Source organism: Streptomyces sp. NBC_01450, assembly GCF_036227505.1.
Taxonomy (GTDB): Bacteria; Actinomycetota; Actinomycetes; order Streptomycetales; family Streptomycetaceae; genus Streptomyces.
On the sequence record NZ_CP109480.1, the window covers coordinates 2,283,624 to 2,302,165 of the forward strand.

General features: G+C 70.3%; 18 protein-coding genes. 10 read left to right on the forward strand and 8 right to left on the reverse strand.

What is annotated here, in order from left to right; all coding sequences use genetic code 11:
- Window positions 1-73: 73 nt before the first annotated feature.
- The 4 genes from OG568_RS10515 to OG568_RS10530 are packed head-to-tail and all read right to left on the reverse strand — an operon-like array spanning window position 74 to window position 4,088.
- Entirely contained in the window at window positions 74-889 is an 816-nt protein-coding gene (locus OG568_RS10515; protein WP_329531247.1) for an ABC transporter permease, read from the reverse strand.
- Window positions 890-899: 10 nt separating this feature from the next.
- Window positions 900-1,790: an ABC transporter permease gene (locus OG568_RS10520; RefSeq protein ID WP_329531248.1), complete on the reverse strand. Its 891-nt coding sequence runs from the start codon at window positions 1,788-1,790 to the stop codon at window positions 900-902.
- Window positions 1,791-1,800: 10 nt separating this feature from the next.
- A complete protein-coding gene (locus OG568_RS10525) occupies window positions 1,801-3,021 on the reverse strand; it encodes an ABC transporter substrate-binding protein (RefSeq protein WP_329531249.1) in 1,221 nt (406 codons plus the stop codon).
- A gap of 29 nt (window positions 3,022-3,050) precedes the next feature.
- A complete protein-coding gene (locus OG568_RS10530; protein ID WP_329531250.1) occupies window positions 3,051-4,088 on the reverse strand; it encodes an ABC transporter ATP-binding protein in 1,038 nt (345 codons plus the stop codon).
- A gap of 104 nt (window positions 4,089-4,192) precedes the next feature.
- Here OG568_RS10530 and OG568_RS10535 point away from each other — a divergent pair, with 104 nt between their 5' ends.
- Window positions 4,193-5,029, forward strand: a complete 837-nt coding sequence (locus tag OG568_RS10535) for a FadR/GntR family transcriptional regulator (protein ID WP_443077605.1) — start codon at window positions 4,193-4,195, stop codon at window positions 5,027-5,029.
- Window positions 4,986-5,765 carry a cache domain-containing protein gene (locus tag OG568_RS10540; RefSeq protein ID WP_329531252.1) on the forward strand — a complete coding sequence of 260 codons (780 nt, stop codon included), beginning with the start codon at window positions 4,986-4,988 and terminating at the stop codon, window positions 5,763-5,765. The genes OG568_RS10535 and OG568_RS10540 overlap by 44 nt, the downstream gene beginning before the upstream one ends.
- 31 nt (window positions 5,766-5,796) lie before the next feature.
- Here the strand turns inward: OG568_RS10540 and OG568_RS10545 are convergent, their stop codons facing one another.
- On the reverse strand, window positions 5,797-6,444 hold the full coding sequence (locus OG568_RS10545; RefSeq protein WP_329531253.1) for an MmyB family transcriptional regulator: 648 nt from the start codon (window positions 6,442-6,444) through the stop codon (window positions 5,797-5,799).
- A 249-nt stretch (window positions 6,445-6,693) separates the two neighbouring features.
- Between OG568_RS10545 and OG568_RS10550 the strand changes: the two genes are divergently transcribed.
- The 4 genes from OG568_RS10550 to OG568_RS10565 are packed head-to-tail and all read left to right on the forward strand — an operon-like array spanning window position 6,694 to window position 10,569.
- Window positions 6,694-7,350 carry a helix-turn-helix domain-containing protein gene (locus OG568_RS10550; protein WP_266427874.1) on the forward strand — a complete coding sequence of 219 codons (657 nt, stop codon included), beginning with the start codon at window positions 6,694-6,696 and terminating at the stop codon, window positions 7,348-7,350.
- 32 nt (window positions 7,351-7,382) lie between these two features.
- Window positions 7,383-7,913: a toxin-antitoxin system, toxin component gene (locus tag OG568_RS10555; protein ID WP_329536323.1), complete on the forward strand. Its 531-nt coding sequence runs from the start codon at window positions 7,383-7,385 to the stop codon at window positions 7,911-7,913.
- A gap of 15 nt (window positions 7,914-7,928) precedes the next feature.
- Window positions 7,929-9,137, forward strand: coding sequence for an MAB_1171c family putative transporter (locus OG568_RS10560; RefSeq protein ID WP_329531254.1), 1,209 nt, complete (start codon window positions 7,929-7,931; stop codon window positions 9,135-9,137).
- Window positions 9,121-10,569 (forward strand): NAD(P)/FAD-dependent oxidoreductase, encoded by a 1,449-nt coding sequence (locus tag OG568_RS10565; protein WP_329531255.1) that lies wholly within the window; start codon window positions 9,121-9,123, stop codon window positions 10,567-10,569. The genes OG568_RS10560 and OG568_RS10565 overlap by 17 nt, the downstream gene beginning before the upstream one ends.
- Window positions 10,570-10,648: 79 nt before the next feature.
- Here the strand turns inward: OG568_RS10565 and OG568_RS10570 are convergent, their stop codons facing one another.
- Entirely contained in the window at window positions 10,649-11,692 is a 1,044-nt protein-coding gene (locus OG568_RS10570) for an alpha/beta fold hydrolase (RefSeq protein ID WP_329531256.1), read from the reverse strand.
- 216 nt (window positions 11,693-11,908) lie between these two features.
- Between OG568_RS10570 and OG568_RS10575 the strand changes: the two genes are divergently transcribed.
- Together OG568_RS10575 and OG568_RS10580 are read left to right on the forward strand one after the other, a co-directional pair.
- The gene (locus tag OG568_RS10575; protein WP_329531257.1) at window positions 11,909-12,151 is read left to right on the forward strand and encodes a hypothetical protein; all 243 of its coding nucleotides are present in this window, start codon (window positions 11,909-11,911) and stop codon (window positions 12,149-12,151) included.
- Window positions 12,152-12,241: 90 nt separating this feature from the next.
- Entirely contained in the window at window positions 12,242-13,381 is a 1,140-nt protein-coding gene (locus OG568_RS10580) for an IS630 family transposase (RefSeq protein WP_329531258.1), read from the forward strand.
- A 242-nt stretch (window positions 13,382-13,623) separates the two neighbouring features.
- Here the strand turns inward: OG568_RS10580 and OG568_RS10585 are convergent, their stop codons facing one another.
- Together OG568_RS10585 and OG568_RS10590 are read right to left on the reverse strand one after the other, a co-directional pair.
- Window positions 13,624-14,319: a 4'-phosphopantetheinyl transferase family protein gene (locus OG568_RS10585; protein ID WP_266631280.1), complete on the reverse strand. Its 696-nt coding sequence runs from the start codon at window positions 14,317-14,319 to the stop codon at window positions 13,624-13,626.
- Entirely contained in the window at window positions 14,267-15,175 is a 909-nt protein-coding gene (locus tag OG568_RS10590) for a metallophosphoesterase family protein (RefSeq protein ID WP_266588180.1), read from the reverse strand. Before OG568_RS10590 ends, OG568_RS10585 begins: the two co-directional genes overlap by 53 nt.
- 288 nt (window positions 15,176-15,463) lie before the next feature.
- On the opposite strand from OG568_RS10590, the gene OG568_RS10595 reads away from it, so the two are divergent.
- Both OG568_RS10595 and OG568_RS10600 read left to right on the forward strand, forming a co-directional pair.
- Window positions 15,464-16,642, forward strand: a complete 1,179-nt coding sequence (locus tag OG568_RS10595; protein ID WP_329531259.1) for an ATP-grasp domain-containing protein — start codon at window positions 15,464-15,466, stop codon at window positions 16,640-16,642.
- Window positions 16,643-16,821: 179 nt separating this feature from the next.
- Window positions 16,822-18,522: a carbohydrate binding domain-containing protein gene (locus tag OG568_RS10600; RefSeq protein ID WP_329531260.1), complete on the forward strand. Its 1,701-nt coding sequence runs from the start codon at window positions 16,822-16,824 to the stop codon at window positions 18,520-18,522.
- Window positions 18,523-18,542: the final 20 nt, after the last annotated feature.

The window sequence follows — 18,542 nt, forward strand, 5'->3', positions numbered from 1 at the left end:
CACACTTCTGTCCTCGGGAAGCATGGCAGGGACAGCCGGGTGGTGGCGGGCCCGCGCCGCATCCCGCTCGCGTTCACACCCGGCTCCCGGACGCCGTGTCGGCGGACAGCCGCTGGGCCGCGTAGATCGGGAGCACGGAGAGCAGGACGAGCACCGCCGCCACGACGTTCACGACCGGTGCCTGCTGGGGCCGTGTCATGTTGTTGAAGATCCAGATCGGCAGGGTCTCGATGCCGGGCCCGGCCGTGAACGTCGTCACCACGATCTCGTCGAAGGAGAGCGCGAAGGCGAGCAGTCCGCCCGCCAGCAGGGCCGAGCGCACCAGCGGGAAGGTGACGTCGGCGAAGGCCCGGAAGGTGTCCGCTCCCAGATCCATCGCCGCTTCCTCGTACGAGCCCGAGGTACGCCGAAGCCTCGCGACGACGTTGTTGAAGACGACCACGATGCAGAAGGTGGCGTGGCCGACGATCACGGTGAACAGGCCGAGGCCGACGCCGAGTGGCTCAAGCACCGTACTGAACGCCGAGTTGAGCGCGATGCCCGTGACGATGCCGGGCAGCGCGATCGGCAGGACGACCACGAACGAGATGGCGCCGCGGCCGAAGAACCGGTGCCGGGCCACGGCGAAGGCGATCAGCGTGCCCAGCACCAGGGCGATGGCCGTGGCGCCGAGGCCCGCCTTCACCGAGACCCAGAGCGCCGTGCGGGCCCCCTCGTTCTCCCAGGCGACCGACCACCATCGGAAGGTGAGTCCGGACGGTGGCCAGCTCGCGCTGCGGTCCGGGTTGAAGGAGTTGACCAGGACCAGCGCGAGCGGGACGTAGATGAACGCGAAGCCGACCCCGGCGGCGACGCGGAGCGCGATGCGCGCGGAACGGGAGAGTTGCACGGCGGGCTCCTCAGAGACTGCTCAGGGCGCCCGTGCGGCGCATCGCGAGCAGGTAGAGCACGATGACGACGACGGGGACCGTGCCGAGCGCGGCGGCCATGGGCAGGTTCAGTTCGATGTTGGAGTAGACGAGGTTGCCGATCAGCTGGGTCTTGCCGCCGACGATCTGCACGGTGATGTAGTCCCCCAGGCTGAGCGAGAAGGTGAAGACCGAGCCGGCCGCCACGGACGGCAGCACCATCGGGACCACGACCGAGCGGAAGGTGCGTCCGGCGCGGGCGCCCAAGTCCGCCGATGCGTCGAGCAGGTTGGCGGGCAGCTGCTCCAGGGCCGTGTGGATCGGCAGGATCATGTACGGCAGCCAGAGGTAGGTCAGCGCGATGATCGCCGCGAACAGTCCGAATCCGGGTCCGCTGAGCCCGAAGGGCTTCAACATGCAGTCGGCGAGGCCCCCCTGAGAGAGAATCAGCCGCCAGGCGTACACCTTGACGAGGTAACTCGCCCACAGTGGCGTGAGAATGGCGACCACGAGCAGCGGCCGCCACTTGGGCTTGGCGATGCGGGCCGTGTAGAAGGCGACCGGGAAGGCGATCACCGCGCACAGAGCGGTGACGGCGAGCGCCACACCGATGCTGCGCAGGATCACCTGCCGGAAGACAGGCGTCGTGAACAGCGTGTGGAAGTTGTCGGTCGACCAGACCTTCACGACCTCGGAGGTGAAGGAGTCGGTCGTCCAGAACGCCGAGACGAACAGCACGGCCAGCGAGCCGAGGTAGAGCACGGCCAGCCACAGCAGCGGTGCGGTGAGCAGCAGGGACAGCCTGAGCCGCGGCCGGCGGTGCAGGGTCCCGGCGAGCCGCCGGACGGGGGACCGTCCGGCGGCCTGCGCGGTGGAGGTCATCGGTTGTCTCTCAGCCCTTGATCTCGGTCCAGGCCTGGACCCACTTCGCGTACGGCACGCACTTCACGTCGGTGCGGCCGTCCAGGCACTGTTCGATGGGCGTGTTCCAGAAGGCGATGTTCTTCCAGTAGCTCTCGTCGGCCGCGTGGAAGGTGTCGCAGAAGGACTTGTCGCTGGTCTCGGTGCACGCCTTGGAGTTGGCCGGGGCCTCACCGAAGTACTCGGCGACCTGGGCGTTCACCTTCGGCGAGATGATCCAGTCCATCCATTTGTAGGCGCAGTTGGGGTGCTTGGCCTTTGCGGAGATCATCCAGGTGTCCGACCAACCCGTGGAGCCTTCCTTGGGCACGAATGCCTTCACCTTGGCGCCCTCGTCCTGCGCGAGGTTGGCGATGACCTGCCAGGTGGTGCCGACCACGGAGTCACCGCTCTTGAAGGCGGAGATCTCCTTGAGGTAGTCGCTCCAGTACTCCCCCACGCTCCCGCTCTGCTTCTTCAGCAGCGCGACGGCTGCGTCGAACTGCTTCTGGTCCAGCGCGTAGGGGTCCTTGATCTTCAGCTCCGGCTTGGCCGCCTTCAGATACAGCGCCGCGTCGGCGATGTAGATCGGCGAGTCGTACGCCGTCACGTGCCCCTTGTACTTCGAGGCGTCGTCGAAGACCGCGGACCAGGAGGTGGGCGCGGGCGTGACCTTCTGTGTGTTGTACATCAGCAGGTTGGCGCCACGGCCGTGCGGGACGCCGTACATCTTGCCGTCGACGGAGTTCCAGGCCCCGTTCTTCAGGCCGCTGAAGACGTCCTTGTAGTTCGGCACGAGGCCGGTGTTGACCGGGGCCGCGTCGCCGGAGGCTATGAGGCGCAGGGACGCGTCGCCGGACGCGGAGACGGCGTCGTACTGGCCGGTCTTCATCAGCTTGACCATCTCGTCGGAGCTGGCGGCGACCTTGGAGTTGACCTGACAGCCGGTCTGCTTCTCGAAGTCGCTGACCCAGTCGACCTTGGGGTCGTTGGAGCCGTCCTCGACATACCCGGCCCAGGCGATCAGATTGACCTGGCCCTCGGTCTTGCCCAGCTTCGACTGCGCCTTGATGTCAGGGGGGTTGAGGCCGGTGGCCGAGGAGGAGGCCGAGTCGGACGATCCGCAGGCGGTCGCGGCGAGGAGCACCGCGACGGCCGTGAACGCGAAAAGAGAGGCTTGGAGGGTTCGGTTGGGGCGCACGACGTACTCCATACGTGATGGGGGACTGAGCGTGGGGGTCGTCAGCGGGGGGCGGGGACCTTGAAGGTGTGACGGTGGTGCCACTGGAGCCGGACCCGGGTGCCGCGATAGGCGGCGACGTCCTCGGAGGAGGTCTCCAGGTTCTGCTGGAGCGCGGTCAGCCGTCCGCCCGCGTCGAGGTCCACCAGGAAACGGGTGGCATCGCCCAGATAGACGACCTCGACGACGGTGCCCGTGGCGGTTGCGTGCTCCGGCTCGTCGGCCTCGTCGGCCTCCTTGAGGACCCGGATCTTCTCGGGCCTGATGCTGTACGTGCCCGAGGCGCCCACCACCTGCTGCGCGGAGTGCCCTTCGAGCAGGTTGGAGGTGCCGACGAAGCCCGCGACGAAGGGGGTGGCCGGGCGTTCGTAGATCTCGGCCGGGGTGCCGACCTGTTCGATACGGCCCTGGTTGAAGACGGCGATGCGGTCGCTCATCGTCAGGGCCTCCTCCTGGTCGTGGGTGACGAAGACGAAGGTGATGCCGACCTCGCGCTGGATCGCCTTGAGTTCGACCTGCATCTGCTCGCGCAGCTTGAGGTCGAGGGCGCCGAGCGGCTCGTCGAGCAGCAGCACCCGGGGGCGCCCGACGAGGGCGCGGGCGAGTGCGACGCGCTGACGCTGGCCGCCGGAGAGCTGGGAGGGGCGGCGGGCCCCGAAGCCTTCGAGGCGTACGTCCGCGAGCGCTTCGCGGGCCTGTTGGAGCCGCTTGGCCTTGGGCACCTTGCGGACCTTGAGGCCGTACGCGACGTTCTGCTCGACGGTCATGTGCGGGAACAGCGCGTAGTCCTGGAAGACGGTGTGCACGTCCCGCTCGAAGGGGGCCAGCCCGGTGACCTCCTGGCCCGCCAGTTCGATCCGGCCCGCGGTCGGGCTCTCGAAGCCGGCGATCATCCGCAGGACGGTCGTCTTGCCCGAGCCCGACGGGCCGAGCATCGAGAAGAACTCACCGTCGGCGATGTCCAGGTCCACTCCGGCCACGGCGGTCGTCTCACCGAACGCCTTCCGCAGGCCCTGGAGCCGGATCGCTGCTGCCTCCATGGGCGGGAACCTTTCTGGTGCGCTGGCGCGTTGACCGGAAAGATATGAAGTCATAGTTCAAAGCTCAAGACCCCCTTAGAGTAAAGGTTGAGTCAACGCACAAGGTGGTGGCCGTGAAGCAGTACGTGAACAACAACGCCGAGGGCGCCCGCAGAGCCGTTTTCACCCCCGTGGACAACCGCGCCCGGGTGGACACGGTCATCCGCAGGCTCAGCGACGCCATCGAGCTCGGCCTGCTCGCCGACGGGGAGCAGCTGCCCGGCGAGACGGAGCTGGCCGGTCAGCTCGGCGTGTCCACGGTCACCCTGCGCGAGGCGCTGATGGCGCTGCGCCAGCAAGGGCTGGTCACCACCCGCAGGGGGCGCGGCGGCGGCAGCTTCGTCTCCCTACCCGAGGTCCCCGGCGAGGAGCGGCTCAGGATGCGGCTGGCCGGCTGGAGCACGGAGGAGCTGCGCGATCTGGGCGACCACTGGGCCGCCATGTCGGGTGCGGCCGCCCAGCTGGCCGCGGAGCGCACGGAGCCGGGCGATCTACGGCAATTGCGCCGCACCCTGGATGAGTTGGCGTCCGCCGAGGACGCCGCGGCGCGCAGCCGGATCTACGGCCGGTTCCATGTCGAGCTCGCCGCGGCGGCCCAGTCCGCCCGGCTGACCCGCGAGCAGGTCGCGCTCCAGACAGAGGTGGGGGCACTGTTGTGCCTCGTGTTCGGGGACGACGCATATCGTGAAGAAGTCGCAGACCGTCACCGCTCCGTAATCTCGGCCGTGCAAGATGGAGCCCACGCATCGGCCAGAGCGCTGGCCGAGCGGTGCGTCCAGGCCTCGACGGCACGGCTCATCGCCCTCCGCCTCGCGATGCCGCGCGCCGCGTCCGGTCCCCGTCCGCTGGAGGGCACCCATGAGCAGGAGCCCCGGTCCGGCCGGCGCCACGGCGACGCTTGACGCGACACCGGAGGCGGCCGTCGCCGCCCAGGTCCGCTCCACCCTCGAGTCCGTGTTCGAGGCGGTCGCCGAGACCCGCGCCGACACCACGGCCCGGCTCACCGGGGTCGCCGCGCAGGGCCGTCGCCCCGCGACCGTCGACCTGGCCGCGCTGCGCCCGGGGCTTCATCTCCGGCTCACCCGCCAGGAGTTGGTGTCGGGCGTCGGGTTCGTCGCCGCGCCGGGACTGCTGAGTGACGTACCGGCGTGGCTGGAGTGGTGGCAGACCGGCTGCGACGGGGACGTACGGCCGCTGCTGCTCGACCTCGACCCCACGCACTCCGCGTACTCCGACTACACGCACTGGGACTGGTTCGCCCTCCCCCGTGACACCGGACAGCGGGCGGTCGCCGGGCCCTATGTGGACTACCTCTGCTCCGACGAGTACAGCCTGACACTGTCCGCACCCGTGCAGGTGGAGGGCCGTTTCGTGGGGGTCGCCGCGGCCGACGTGTATCTGCGGCACTTCGAGGCGGCGGTCGTTCCGCTGCTCCAACAGCTGCCCGGGGCCGCCCACTTGGTCAACGGGCGCGGGCGGGTGGCCGCGTCCGCCGATCCCGCGCATCTGGCCGGATCGCTCACCAAGGGCCCGGACTTCGGGGCCGTACTGGCAGGGGCGCGGACCGCGCGCCACGACGGGATGCGGCTGATCCCGTGCGACGGAGTGCCCCTCGTGCTCGTTGTGGTGGACCCCTGAGCGGGCCCGCACCCTGGACCGCCGAGCGGGCTCACACCACGCGCAGCTCCGCCGCGCCGTTGCGTGTCCTGCGCGGTCCGGCCGTCATGTGCCGCGCCTCGCGCAGGACCAGGGTCATCCGCGTATAGCCCATGTCCTGAAGGGTCTTGGGGGTCTCGCCGACGATCCGGCAGTCCGTTCGGCCCCAGCGGGGATCGGGATGCACCAGCGGCCGTACGGCGCCGTCGTGCTCGACGGCGTCCGGGCCGACGGCGCGGATCCAGTGCGGCAGGCCCTGCCGGTAGGCGGCTTCCATGATCGGATCCTGGGCGATGTCCCGGCGGATCGACTGCAGCCCGCGGTCCTGGCCGTGGCGCTCCATGGCCGCGGCGAAGTGGGCCAGCATCGGCAGGCACCAGCGCGACTCGTGCTCGCCGAGGACCATGGCCGCGTCCGGGTGAAACAGGACGAACCGGATGAAGTTGTCACCCGGCATCGCGGTCGGATGGGGGCCGACCCCGCTGAAAAGTGTCTCGAACGCGGTGTTGGACAACACGACGTCCCAGCGGTGGTCGAAGACGACGGACGGGAACGCGACGGCCTCCAGAAGAGCGGCGTAGTCCTGGAGATACGCCTGAGCCTCGAGACTCTCGGGGACAGGTCGCGGCTGGGACCGCTGCCATCCTGCCTGGTACGCCATCGGGAGGTCACCCCTCTTGCCTCTGCGGCCTTCACGCGGCGCCCCGATCCTGCTGCCCAGAGCTCAGCCATGTCAACTATCGTGGCATTTGGCGCTTGTTGACGGCTGATTCGCGCCACAGTTGTGGCGACAGCTGGATGTGAGTTCGAACGAGCGGCTACTCTCCGGTTGGTCCCTGAGCCTTGTGAGGGAGACCTGAGAAACCTGAGAGACCTGAGCGAGACTGAGAGAGACGTAGGAGATCAGTCGGTGACGGATGGCTTCGAAGTTCCGGGCGCCACGGCGACGGTTCTACTGCCGGCCGTCGTGGCCCGGGTCACCGCACTCGCCGACCGGCTCGATGTGCAGCAGTCCGAGGTTTTCGACGTCCAGCGCCTGTCGGCCGAGTCCGGCGTCCCCCAACCCGTGGTGCGGGCCCTGCTGAGCGGTCGCCCCGCCGGGGAACCCGATCTGCAGGCCCGCTTCCTCCAGCGCCTGGATCTGTTGCGCCGCACCCGGCTCAAGCCCAACGGGCGCAAATACACCCAACAGGAGATCGCCGACGGCGCCGGAATGTCGCGTCAACAGGCGGGCGCCCTGATCAACGGCGACCGGCGCCCCACCATGGAGCACTGCGACGCCATCCAGCGCTTCTTCCGGGTGCACGCCGGGTTCCTGACGGCCGAGGACTCCGAGGCACTCGTGGGCGCCCTGCAGCGCTCGGAGCAGGAGCTGCTGCAACAGCTCGCCGGCCGCGAGCGCGAGGCGGCCGCGGCCGCCGGCGACCCGCTGGAGCGGCTGCTGCAGGACCACGGCGTCCGTGGAATCGCCTGGCGTGCCGCGCAGTTGCCCACCGACCAGCACCGCGACAAGGTCGCCGAGTGGCTGGACATGCTCCTGGAGAGCGTCAAGCGGCCCGAGTCGTGATCCGGGGGAGAACTGTGGGCATCGGAAAGGACATGCGCCGCCTGTGCGGCGAGTTGGTCGCGGAGCTGTCGCTCCCGGCGCCGGCGGAACCCACCGCCCTGTACGCCGCCCTGTGCGACGCCATGAGCAGACGCCGCGGCCGTCCCGTCCAGTTCCGTACGGCCGCCTTCCCGCCCGGCACCGCCAGCGGACTGTGGCTCGACATGGCCGACCAGGACCTCGTCGTCATCGAGGAACGCACCGCCCCCGACCACCAGTTGGTGATCCTCGGCCATGAGCTGTGGCACATGAAGGCCGGGCACTGCAGTCACCATGTCGAGGGCGCGGCCGTCGCGGCCCGTTTACTCAGCGACACCGCCGATCTGCAGGCGACCGTCCTGAGGGTCGCCGCACGCACCCGCTTCGACCTCGGACACGAGAAGGAGGCCGAGAGCTTCGGTCTGCTGCTCGCCAGCAAGTGCCGTACGTGGCTGGCCGGTTCGCCACTGCGCGGGCCGGTGAGCCGGGACGGTCTGGCCGGCCGCATCGAGGCGTCCCTGGGGTACCGCGGACCGCAGGGCTGAGGCGCCTTCCCGGACATGGACGGACCCAGCTACTACGTCCCGGCCGCCGCCATGGGCGCCGCCCTCGCCGTCAAGGCGCCCACCCTGATCCGCGGCTGGCGCGACCCGCTGCTGCGCTCGGTGGGCGTCCTGCTGGCGCTGGCCAGCCTGGTGTTCCTCTTCGCGGCCCCGCCGACCATCGCCGAGGTCAACGACCTCACCGGTATCCCCAACGTCTCGGCGCCCCTGGTCTACTGCCTGCTGAGCGTCTTCAGCGCGTCCTGCCTGGTGCTGATCATCCACTGGCGCGGCGGCCCCCCCGAGGTCACCCGCCGGCTCTCCCGCCGCTGGATCACCGGGTACGGCGTCGTCAGCGTGGCGCTGGTCGTGCTCTACCTGCTCGGGGACTGCCCCGAGGAACGCCTGCGGGACCTCGACACCTACTACGCGAACACCCCGTTCATCCGCGAGATGATCGTCCTCTACCTCGCCGCGCTGACCGTCGCGGGCGTCGCGATGAACGTCATGTGCTGGCGCTGGGCCCGGCAGGTGGACGGCTGGCTGCGCGCCGGGCTGCTGACGATCGCGGTCGGCTTCCTCTTCAACGTCCCCTACGCGGCGGCCAAGTTCATCGCCGTGGCGGCCCGCTGGAACGGCGCGAACCTGGACGGTCTGAGCACCGACGTGGCCCCCGTCCTGGCCTCTGTCGGAGCGCAGGTCAGCGCGGTCGGCTTCCTGCTCCCGCTGGCCGGTCAGCGTATCGGGGACAGTTGGACCACCTGGTCGACCTACCGGCGGCTCGGACCGCTGTGGCGCGAGCTGAGGACGGTCTCGGCCCACGCGGACCACGCGGTGCGGATCTCCTGGTGGTCCTCCGCCGAACTCCAGGTCACCCAGCGGGAGTCCGACATCCACGACGGCATGCTCAGTCTGTACCCCTACTTCGACTCCGAGGTACGCTCCCTCGCCTACGACGCGGCCGTGACGGCCGGCTCCGAGCCCGCCCAGGCGCAGGCCGAGGCCGACGCGGCGATGGTGACGGCGGCGGTGCGGGCCAGGGCGGCCGATCCCGAGGGCAGGGTCATCAGCGCCGCTGAGGCCGCCACCGCCGGCACCGCTTCCGCCGAGGGTCCACGCGACCTCGTACGGATGTCGATGGCCCTGCGTCAGTCACCCGTCGTCGCGGCCGTCCGAGGACGGGCCGCGACCAGGTCAGAGAGCGACTTCCATGAGCAATCCCGCTAGATCGGCACCGGACGACAGAGGTACGACCCCCCGTCGGGCCGTCGTCATCGGCGCGGGGACGGCCGGCCTGCTGGCCGCCGCCGCCCTGGACCCGTACGCCGAGGTCACCGTCGTCGAACGCGACGTCCTGCCGGACGGGCCGGTGCCGCGCAAGGGTCTGCCGCAGGCCCGGCACGCCCATCTGCTGCTGTCCGGCGGCGCCCGTGCGATGGAGGAGCTGCTGCCGGGGGTCACCGCCGCCTGGCTCGCCGCGGGCGCCCGCCGGATCCCGATGCCCACCGGATTCGTCTCACTGACGGCGCAGGGCTGGCTGCGACGCTGGCCCGAGATGGAGTTCATGATCTCGTGCAGCCGTGATCTTCTCGACTCGGTGCTGCGCGACCAGGTCGCCGGCAAGGACCGGGTGACCGTCGTGGACGGCACCGAGCTGCTAGGTCTGGAGGGCGACGCCTCCCGGGTGACGGGCGTGCGCGTACGGACGCGCGACGGCGAGCAGCGGGTGCTGCCGGCCGACCTGGTGGTGGACGCCTCGGGGCGCGGCTCGCGATCCTCCGTCTGGCTCGACGCGCTGGGCGTCGCACCGGCGCCGCTGGACGAGGTCGACTCCGGACTCACCTACGCCAGCCGCGTCTTCCGGGCGCCGGCGGGCACCGAGAACTATCCCGTCGTCGGTGTGCAGCCCGACCCGGCGCAGCCCGTGCCGGGTCGGTCCGCGACGATCGTGCCCCTGGAAGGCGGGCGCTGGCTGGTGACGCTGTCGGGCACCCGCGAGGGACAGCCGACGGACTCCGCCGAGGAGTTCGAGCCGTTCGCGCGCGACCTGCGCCACCCCGTGGTGGGCGAGCTGATCGCGCACGCGCAGCCGCTGACGGACGTCGCCATCAGCCGCAGCACGATCAACCGGCGGCGCTTCTTCGAGAAGGTCAAGGGCTGGCCGGAGGGGTTCGTCGCGCTCGGCGACGCCGTCGCCACGTACAACCCGGTCTACGGGCACGGCATGTCGGTGGCCGCGCAGGGCGCGCTGGCGCTGCGCGGGCAGCTCGCCGAACACGGGATCGCGGCGCCGGGGCTCGCGCGGCGGGTGCAGCGGGCGGTGGCGCTTCCGGTGACCATCGCCTGGGAGCTGGCCGCGGGCACGGACATCCGCTACCCGGGCGCGATCGGCGAGCAGCCCAGGGCCACCAGGAAGTTGCTGGGGCGCTATGTCGACCGGCTCCTGCGCACGGCGGCGGGACGTCCCCTGGTCGCCCAGGCGTTCCTGGCCGCTGCCACCCTCTCCGCGCCCCTGACCACGCTGCTCAGGCCGGAGATCGTCGTCGCCGTGCTGCGCGGCCCGCGCCGCCCTCCCCTGACCGCGCCGCCCCTCACGGCCGAGGAACGGGAGACGGTACTGGGCGCCCCGCAGGCGTCGGGAGCACCGACACCCGGCTGAGCCGAAGGCGGGCGTCGAGCGGCGCCGGGCACCGTCGGTGGAGACGGGCGTCGGCGGCTGACGGCGTCGGCGGCAGGCGTCACGTCGCGCTGCGTTCGCTCGCCTCGCGCAGGTCGCGTTCCACCGCCCGGCTGTGGGCCGTGTCCGGCCGGCCGGCCGTCGCCCCGGGGCGGCCCGCGCGCAGCAGTTCGCGCCAGTGCTCGCGGCTCCAGTCGGCCGGGCTGGTGGTGCTGGTGAACTCCTCGACGAGGTCGAGGAAACGGGCCGGGTCGCTGTGGAAGGGGAAGTGGCCCGCGCCCTCGAAGATCTCCAGCCGGCTGCCCGGCATGGCCTGGTGCGCGCCGTACGCGTGCCGCACCGGCACCACGCTGTCCCGGTCGCCCCAGAGCAGCATCGTGGGCATGCCCTCGGTCAGATAACAGCGGTCGAGCATGGTCACCGCCTGACCGCGCCAGTCGACGACCGCCCGCAGGGAGCGGATGAACGCACTGCGGGAGGTCGCGTCGGGCAGTGCGTCGACGAGGTTGAGCAACTCCGGCGCGTCCTGTCCCAGATCGGTGTCCAGGAGTCTCATCATGCGCAGGAACAGGCCGACTTGGAGCCGCATGCCGGGCAGTCGCAGCATGGAGAGCATGAGGTGGGCGCCCGGCAGCGAGACGGCCCGCAGTACGGGGTTGACCTCGCCGCCGACGCCGCCCGCGCTGACCAGGATCAGCCGCTCGGTGCGCTCCGGGAACTGGTAGGCGAACTGCATGGCGACACCGCCGCCGAGCGAGTGCCCGACCAGGGTGGCGGACTCGATGTCGAGCGTGGTGAGCAGATCGCGGACCCCGTTGGCGTACGCGGCCACCGAGTAGTCGGCGCGCGGCTTGTCGGAGGAGCCGTGGCCCAGGAGGTCGGGCGCGATCACCGTGTGGGAGCGGGCGAGGTCGGGGATCAGGTCCGCCCAGGTCGCCGAGGAGTCGCCGATGCCGTGGATCAGGACGAGCGCGGGGCCCTCACCGGCCACGCGGTAGGCACGGCGGTAGCCGTGCACGACGCGGTGCCGCAGGCGCGGCTCCGCGCCGCCGACGGAGCGCAGCCGCAGGTTGCGCCGTGGACGCCGAGGCGGTACGTCGACCATGGGCTCACCTCCCGTTCCGGGCCGCCGAGAAGGCGCTTCCCGGCTCTTCTCACCAGCGTAGGGCCCCTGTCCCACAAGGGATTTCCGTGATGTTTCGCCTCGGCTAAGCGGGCGAACCTCCGCGCATCGAAACCGGATTGTCAGTGGCGGTTGGCAAGCTGGAGGCACGTACCGCCATGTACCGCTTCAACCAGCCGACCCGGGGAGAGCCGTCCGATGCCGACCGCCGTACTGACCGACCGCGAACGCGCCGCCGTGCAGGCCTATCTGCGTCTCCTGCAGACCGTTCGAGCGGCGTTCGACGGTCCGCCGGACGGGAGTCGACCACCCGTCGTGCCGCCCTCCGCGCTCGCCGAGGCGGAACAGGCGCTGGCGGCGGCCGGGCTCGCGGGCAACGAGGAGGAGTTCTTCCGTCTCCTGCACAGCTGGTGCCCGGAGCCCAGAGGGCGACTTGGCTAGTAGCGTGTCGCTGCTTAGGTATGGGCTGTTTGATTGAGAGGCTTGCGTCTGGCAGATTCCTCTCCCGCTCTGCCGGACAGGACTGGTGCGATGGGTTCGCAGAAGAAGAGGCCGGTGGTGCTGACCGCGCAGGACCGCGAGGAGTTGGTCCGGGTGACCACGACGGGGGTTCATCCGGCCTCGGTAATCAGGCGGGCGAGGGTGCTGCTCGCACTCGACACCTCTGCAGGCGGGATCGGCTCGCAGGAGGTGATCGCGGCCCGGCTCGGCGTCTCCGGTGAGACGTTGCGGCTGGTCGCCAAGCGTTTCACCGAAACCGGTGGCGATGTTCACGCCACCATCGCGCGGAAGAAGCGCGACCTCCCGCCGGTGCCCTCACCGGTGACCGGTGAGGTCGAAGCCCGGCTGATCGCGATGGCGTGCTCACAGCCACCCCAGGGCTATACCCGGTGGTCGCTGCGGCTGCTGGAGAAGCACGTCGCACTGGTCGAGGACATCCCCGATCTGGACCATTCCACCATCGGCCGGGTCTTAAAAACGGAACTGCGTCCTCACCTGAAGAAGTGCTGGACCATCCCACCACGGGCGAACGCGGAGTTCGCGGCCCGGATGGAAGACGTACTGGCCGTCTATGCCCGGCCCTATGACCCGGCACGTCCGGTCGTGTGCATGGACGAGAAGCCCTACCAGCTCCTCGGCCATGTCCGCGACCCGCTCCCGGCCCGCCCAGGTCACGACGCCTGCCAGGACAGCGAGTACATCCGCTGCGGCACGTGCTCGATCTTCGTATGGGTCGAACCCCTGCGCGGGTGGCGTCGAGTTCAGGCACTGTCCCAGAGGACCCGGATCGACTGGGCCGGCCAGGTCAGGCAGCTGCTGAGCGTGGACTACCCCGATGCCGAGACGGTTGTGCTGGTGATGGACAACCTCAACACCCACGGCATCGCCTCACTGTACGAGGCATTCGAACCAGAAGAGGCCTTCGCCCTGGCTCAGCGCCTCGAGATCCACCACACGCCCAAGCACGGGTCATGGCTCAACATCGCCGAGATCGAACTCTCCGCGCTGACCAGGCAATGTCTCGACCGCCGGATCGGCGACCTCGACACCCTCAACACCGAACTCTCAGCCTGGCAGAACGCCACCAACACCGACCAACGTCAGGTGGACTGGCAGTTCACCACCCACGACGCACGCATCAAACTGCGCCACCTCTATCCCAGGAATTAGCTGCGACAGTCTACTAGTGCCGCGGCAGGCAACGTTTGCCCGTCAAGGAGCGGCGTCCGGTGCGTGCTCTGGGGGTCCCCCCGGCCGAAGGCTGGGGGAGTGCCGGCCGGAAGGCCCCGTCGACGGACCGGACGTACTTGGGCTTTCGGCCGGTGCGGCGAGTGGGGGCACCGCCCACGCCCTTGAGGCAGTGGGGGAGCGTGCCGGGCGTCGCGACGGGGCGAACTTCGCCTGTCGCGGCACTAGACGCCGTCGGCCTCGGTGTGCGGGACGGTGACGGCCGTGGCCAGTAGGCCTCGTCGCACGGTCCAGCGTCCTTCGAAGGACTGGATGCGTCGCCCGTTCACCAGTGGTCCCGGCACCAGGAGTTCGGCGCGCAGAGCGCCGGAGCGCGCGGAGCCGCCGTCCGCGCGGAGTTCGATGTCCGCCTCGAAGAAGTCCAGCCACTTTCCGGTGAGGGGGTACCACGCCTTGTAGACGGACTCCTTGGCGCTGAACAGCAGCCGGTCCCAGTGCACGGAGGCGTCCCGTTCCGCCAGCTCGCGCAGCCGGTCGTGCTCCGTGGGCAGGGCCACGGAGACGATGACGTCGTCCGGGAGCTCCTCATGGGGTTCGGCGTCGATGCCCAGGGAGGCCAGGTCGGTGGCGCGGGCGAGGGAGGCGGCACAGTAGCCCTCGCAGTGCGTCATGCTGCCGATCAGTCCGGCGGGCCAGACGGGCGCCCCGTGTTCGCCGCGCAGGACGGCCTGCGCGGGCACGCCGAGCTTCTCCATGGCCCGGCGGGCGCAGGCGCGCACGGCGGCGAACTCATGGCGCCGCTTCTCCACGGACCTCGCCACGAGCTGCTGCTCCCCGGGGTACAGCGGCGCGCCCCGGTCCTGGTCGTCACCGTGTGTCTCCACGGTCACGACCGAATCCGGGAGCAGCTCCTCGATCACCGGTTCCGACCTCCATCGGCAGTATGCGGCGCAGGGTGTCCGGCGGGCCGGGGCGAGGGCGCCACTCGCGGGGGTATCCCACCGAGACCTCTTCGAAGCGGACGCCCTCGTGGTGAGTGGTCCGCGGGATGTGCAGATGACCGTAGACCATGACCTGGACGCGGAAGCGGCGGTGCCAGTCCGCGGTCAGCCGGGTGCCGCACCACATGGCGAACTCGGGGTAGTGCAGGACGTCGGTCGGGTGGCGGTCCAGCGGGTAGTGGTTGACCAGGACGGTGGGCAGGTCCTCGGGCAGTTCGGCGAGTCTGCGCTCGGTCTCGGCGACCCGGGCCCGGCACCAGGCCTCGCGGCTCGGGTAGGGGTCGGGGTGCAGGATGTGTTCGTCGGTGCAGATCACCCCGGTCCCCTCGGCGTACGCCATGCCCTCGTCCTTGGTCGCGCAGCCCGGCGGCAGGAACGAGTAGTCGTAGAGCAGGAAGAGCGGTGCGACGACCGCGGGGCCGCCCGGTCCGTCCCAGACGGGGTAGGGGTCCTCGGGGGTCGTGACGCCCAATTCCCGGCACAGGGACACGAGATGCTCGTAGCGGGCGACACCGCGCAGTTGCACGGAGTCCTTGGGATGGGTCCACAGCTCGTGGTTGCCGGGCGCCCAGACGACCTTGCGGAAGCGTCCGCTGAGGGTTTCGAGGGCCCAGCGGATGTCGTCCACGGTCTCCGAGACGTCACCGGCCACGAGGAGCCAGTCGTCGTCGGTGTGGGGGCGCATCTTCTCGACCAGGGCACGGTTCTCCTCGTACCCGATGTGCAGGTCGCTGATGGCCAGCAGGTTTCCGTGTCCGCCGGCCGTCGACCGCACCCTCGCCACCTCCGAGAAAAGGACTGGAAACACAAGAACACATTCGCCCCCGCGGGACAAGGACGGCCCGCGCGCCGGGCTCCGCGCCCCAGCGCGTCGAGCGTGTTTTCGGGGTCTCGGCGAATCCGTAACACGCCCGTAGCGTCACACCGGCCTCGCGCCCCTTATGATCGCCCCAACACAACCGCCACGAACCTTTCTCGGCGTATGGCGGTTTGCTGTTCCTCCCTCTCCCCTGGCCGGGCACGGCCTGCTCCGCCGTGCCCGGAACCCTGAAAGGCGGCCTGCATGGGTTCTCGCGTACGCGTCTGGCTCAACCGCACGTACGCGGAGAACGTGTTCTTCATGGACCAGCTGCGAAGTAATCCGCAGCTGCGCCCGGTCGAGATCCATGCCACCCACGGCGATCCCGACTCCCCCGTGCTGGCCGCCGCCGACACCGCCGCCATGGAGCCGGAGGGTCTCTCCCCGGCCGCGTACGTCGAGTACGCCCTCGACCAGTGCGCGCGCCACTCCTTCGACGTGTTCGTGCCGGTCCTGCACCAGGCGGCGATCGTGGCGCACCGCGCCGAGTTCACGGCGCTCGGTACGGCCCTGCTGGCGCCGCCCTCCGAGGCCGTGGCCGTCTTCCAGGACAAGGCCACCGCGTACCAGGCGGTGCAGGCGGTCGGCGTTCCGGTGCCGCCGTGGTGGCGGGTGCGCACCGAGGAGGAGCTCGTCGCCGCGGTCGAGGCGCTGGAGGCCGAGGGTCACAAGGCCTGCTTCAAGCCGGCCGCGGGAGCGGGTGGTGTGGGCTTCCGCGTGATCACGCGCGCCCCCTTCTCGCTCGCGCACCTCAACGGATTTCCGAGCCCGTACGTGCCGCTCGATCTGGTCGTGGAGGCGCTGCGGACGGCGGACGAGGCCGTCGACTGGCTGGTCATGCCGCTCCTGGGGCAGCCGGAGGTGTCCGTCGACTGCCTCACGGCGCCGGACGGACGGGTCCGTATGGCGGTGGGCCGCACCAAGAACGGACGGCGTCGCGGTTTCACGCTGCACCCTTCGTTCATCGAGCCCGCGCGGCTTCTCGCGGAGGCGTTCGGACTGCACTATCTGACGAACATTCAGTTCCGTATGTTCGGTGACGATCCGGTCCTCATGGACGTCAACACCCGCCCGGCGGGCGGCCTGCACCAGCTCTCGCAGTGCGGTATCAACGCGCCGTGGGCCGCGGTGCAGTTGGCGCTCGGCGAGGAGCCGGGCGAGATGGTTCCGCCGCTGCTCGGGCAGGACTACACCGTGCTCGCGGGACCGCGTCCGGTGCGTCCGCTCTCGCTGCCGCAGCAGCGCACCGAAACTCCCGCGTCCACGCTGCCCGCCGTGCCCGCCCCGGCCCCGGCCACGGAGGCCGCCCCGGCATCGGAGCCCGCGCCCGCCCATGCGCCCAAGGCCTCGAGCGCGGCCACGGCGGCCATCGCCCCCGCCTGATCCCCGCACCCACACCCCCGGCCCCGCCCCTCACGTCACCCCCCCCACCATCCGCTCACCGGTCTGGACCAATTCCGCGCAATGCCTTGACACCGGGATTGGTCCATACCAACTTGGTTGCGCACCTCTCAGCACTCCCGAAGCACTCCCGAACACCCCCATTTCTTCAGGGAGATCGCGTGCGCATCACCGACCTCAGAACAGACCTCAGGCGCTCCAGACATCGCGTCCTCGCGCTGCTCGGCACCGCCGCCCTGGCCCTGGCCGGGGCGGTCGCCCTGCCCACCACGGCCCAGGCGGCCAACATCCTGTCCAACCCCGGCTTCGAGTCGGGCAGCCTCTCCCCCTGGTCCTGCACCGGGAACCTCGGCTCGGTCGTCTCCAGCCCCGTGCACGGCGGCTCCAAGGCCCTGGCGGGGGCGGTGAGTTCCAGTGACATCGCCCAGTGCAGCCAGACCGTCTCGGTCCAGCCGAACACCACGTACAGCCTCTCGGGCTGGGTGCGCGGCAGCTATGTCTACCTGGGCGTGGACGGCGGCGCCTCGACGTGGACGACGTCCCCGTCGGCGTACAGCCAGCTCAGCGTCTCCTTCACGACCGGCGCCGCGCAGACCAGCGCCAAGATCTACGTCCACGGCTGGTACGCGCAGGGCACCTACTACGCCGACGACGTCAGCCTGGACGGTCCGGGTGGCGGGGGCGGCTCCGACACCCAGGCGCCGACCGCGCCGACGAGCCTGACCTCCACCGGCAAGACCTCCTCCAGCGTGTCGCTGTCGTGGGGCGCGTCGAGCGACAACGTGGGCGTCGCCGCGTACGACATCTACAGCGGCTCGAACCAGGTGCTGAGCGTGTCGGGGACGAGCGCGACGGTCAGCGGTCTCTCGTCGAGCACCGCCTACACGTTCACGGTGAAGGCGCGGGACGCGGCCGGGAACACCTCCGGGGCCTCCAACTCCGTGTCCGTGACCACGGACGCGGGCAGCGGCGGCGGCACCGGCTTCAAGCAGGCGGCACCGTACCTCTACCTCGGCTGGGGCGACCCGCCGAGCGCGACCTCGGTGATGAGCTCGACCGGGGTCAAGTGGTTCACGATGGCGTTCATGCTGGACTCGGGCGGCTGCAACCCCGCCTGGGACGGCAGCAGGGCGCTCACCGGTGGCAACGACCAGACCGTCATCAACCAGATCCGCTCGGCCGGCGGTGACATCGTCCCCTCGTTCGGCGGCTGGCAGGGCAGCAAGCTCGGCGCCAACTGCTCCTCGGCGAGCGCGCTCGCCGGTGCGCTGCAGAAGGTCATCGACGCCTATGGCCTCAAGGCGATCGACATGGACATCGAGAACACGGACGAGTTCGAGAACGAGGCCGTCCAGGCCAAGATCCTGACCGCGCTGAAGACCGTCAAGGCCAACAACCCGGGCCTGAAGACGATCGTCACCTTCGGCACCTCGACGACCGGCCCGACCTACTACGGCAACCGGCTCATCGAGCAGGCGCAGTCGCTGAACGCGGGCATCGACGTCTTCACCATCATGCCCTTCGACTTCGGCGGCGGCTCCGACATGTACGGCAACACCGTCAACGCCACCGAGGGGCTGAAGGCCAAGCTGAAGTCCACCTTCGGCTGGGACGACGCCACGGCCTACTCCCACATCGGCATCTCCGGCATGAACGGTCTGTCCGACCAGCAGGAGAACACCACCCCGGCGATCTGGACCCAGATCCGCGACTGGGCGAACTCGCACCACATCGCCCGCCTCGCCTACTGGGCGGTCAACCGTGACCGGCCCTGCCCCGGCGGCGGCGTGGTGAGCAACTGCTCCGGGATCAGCCAGAGCAACTGGCAGTTCACCTCCATCACGGCCGGGTTCACCGGCTGACACCACCGGGCGTGGGGGTA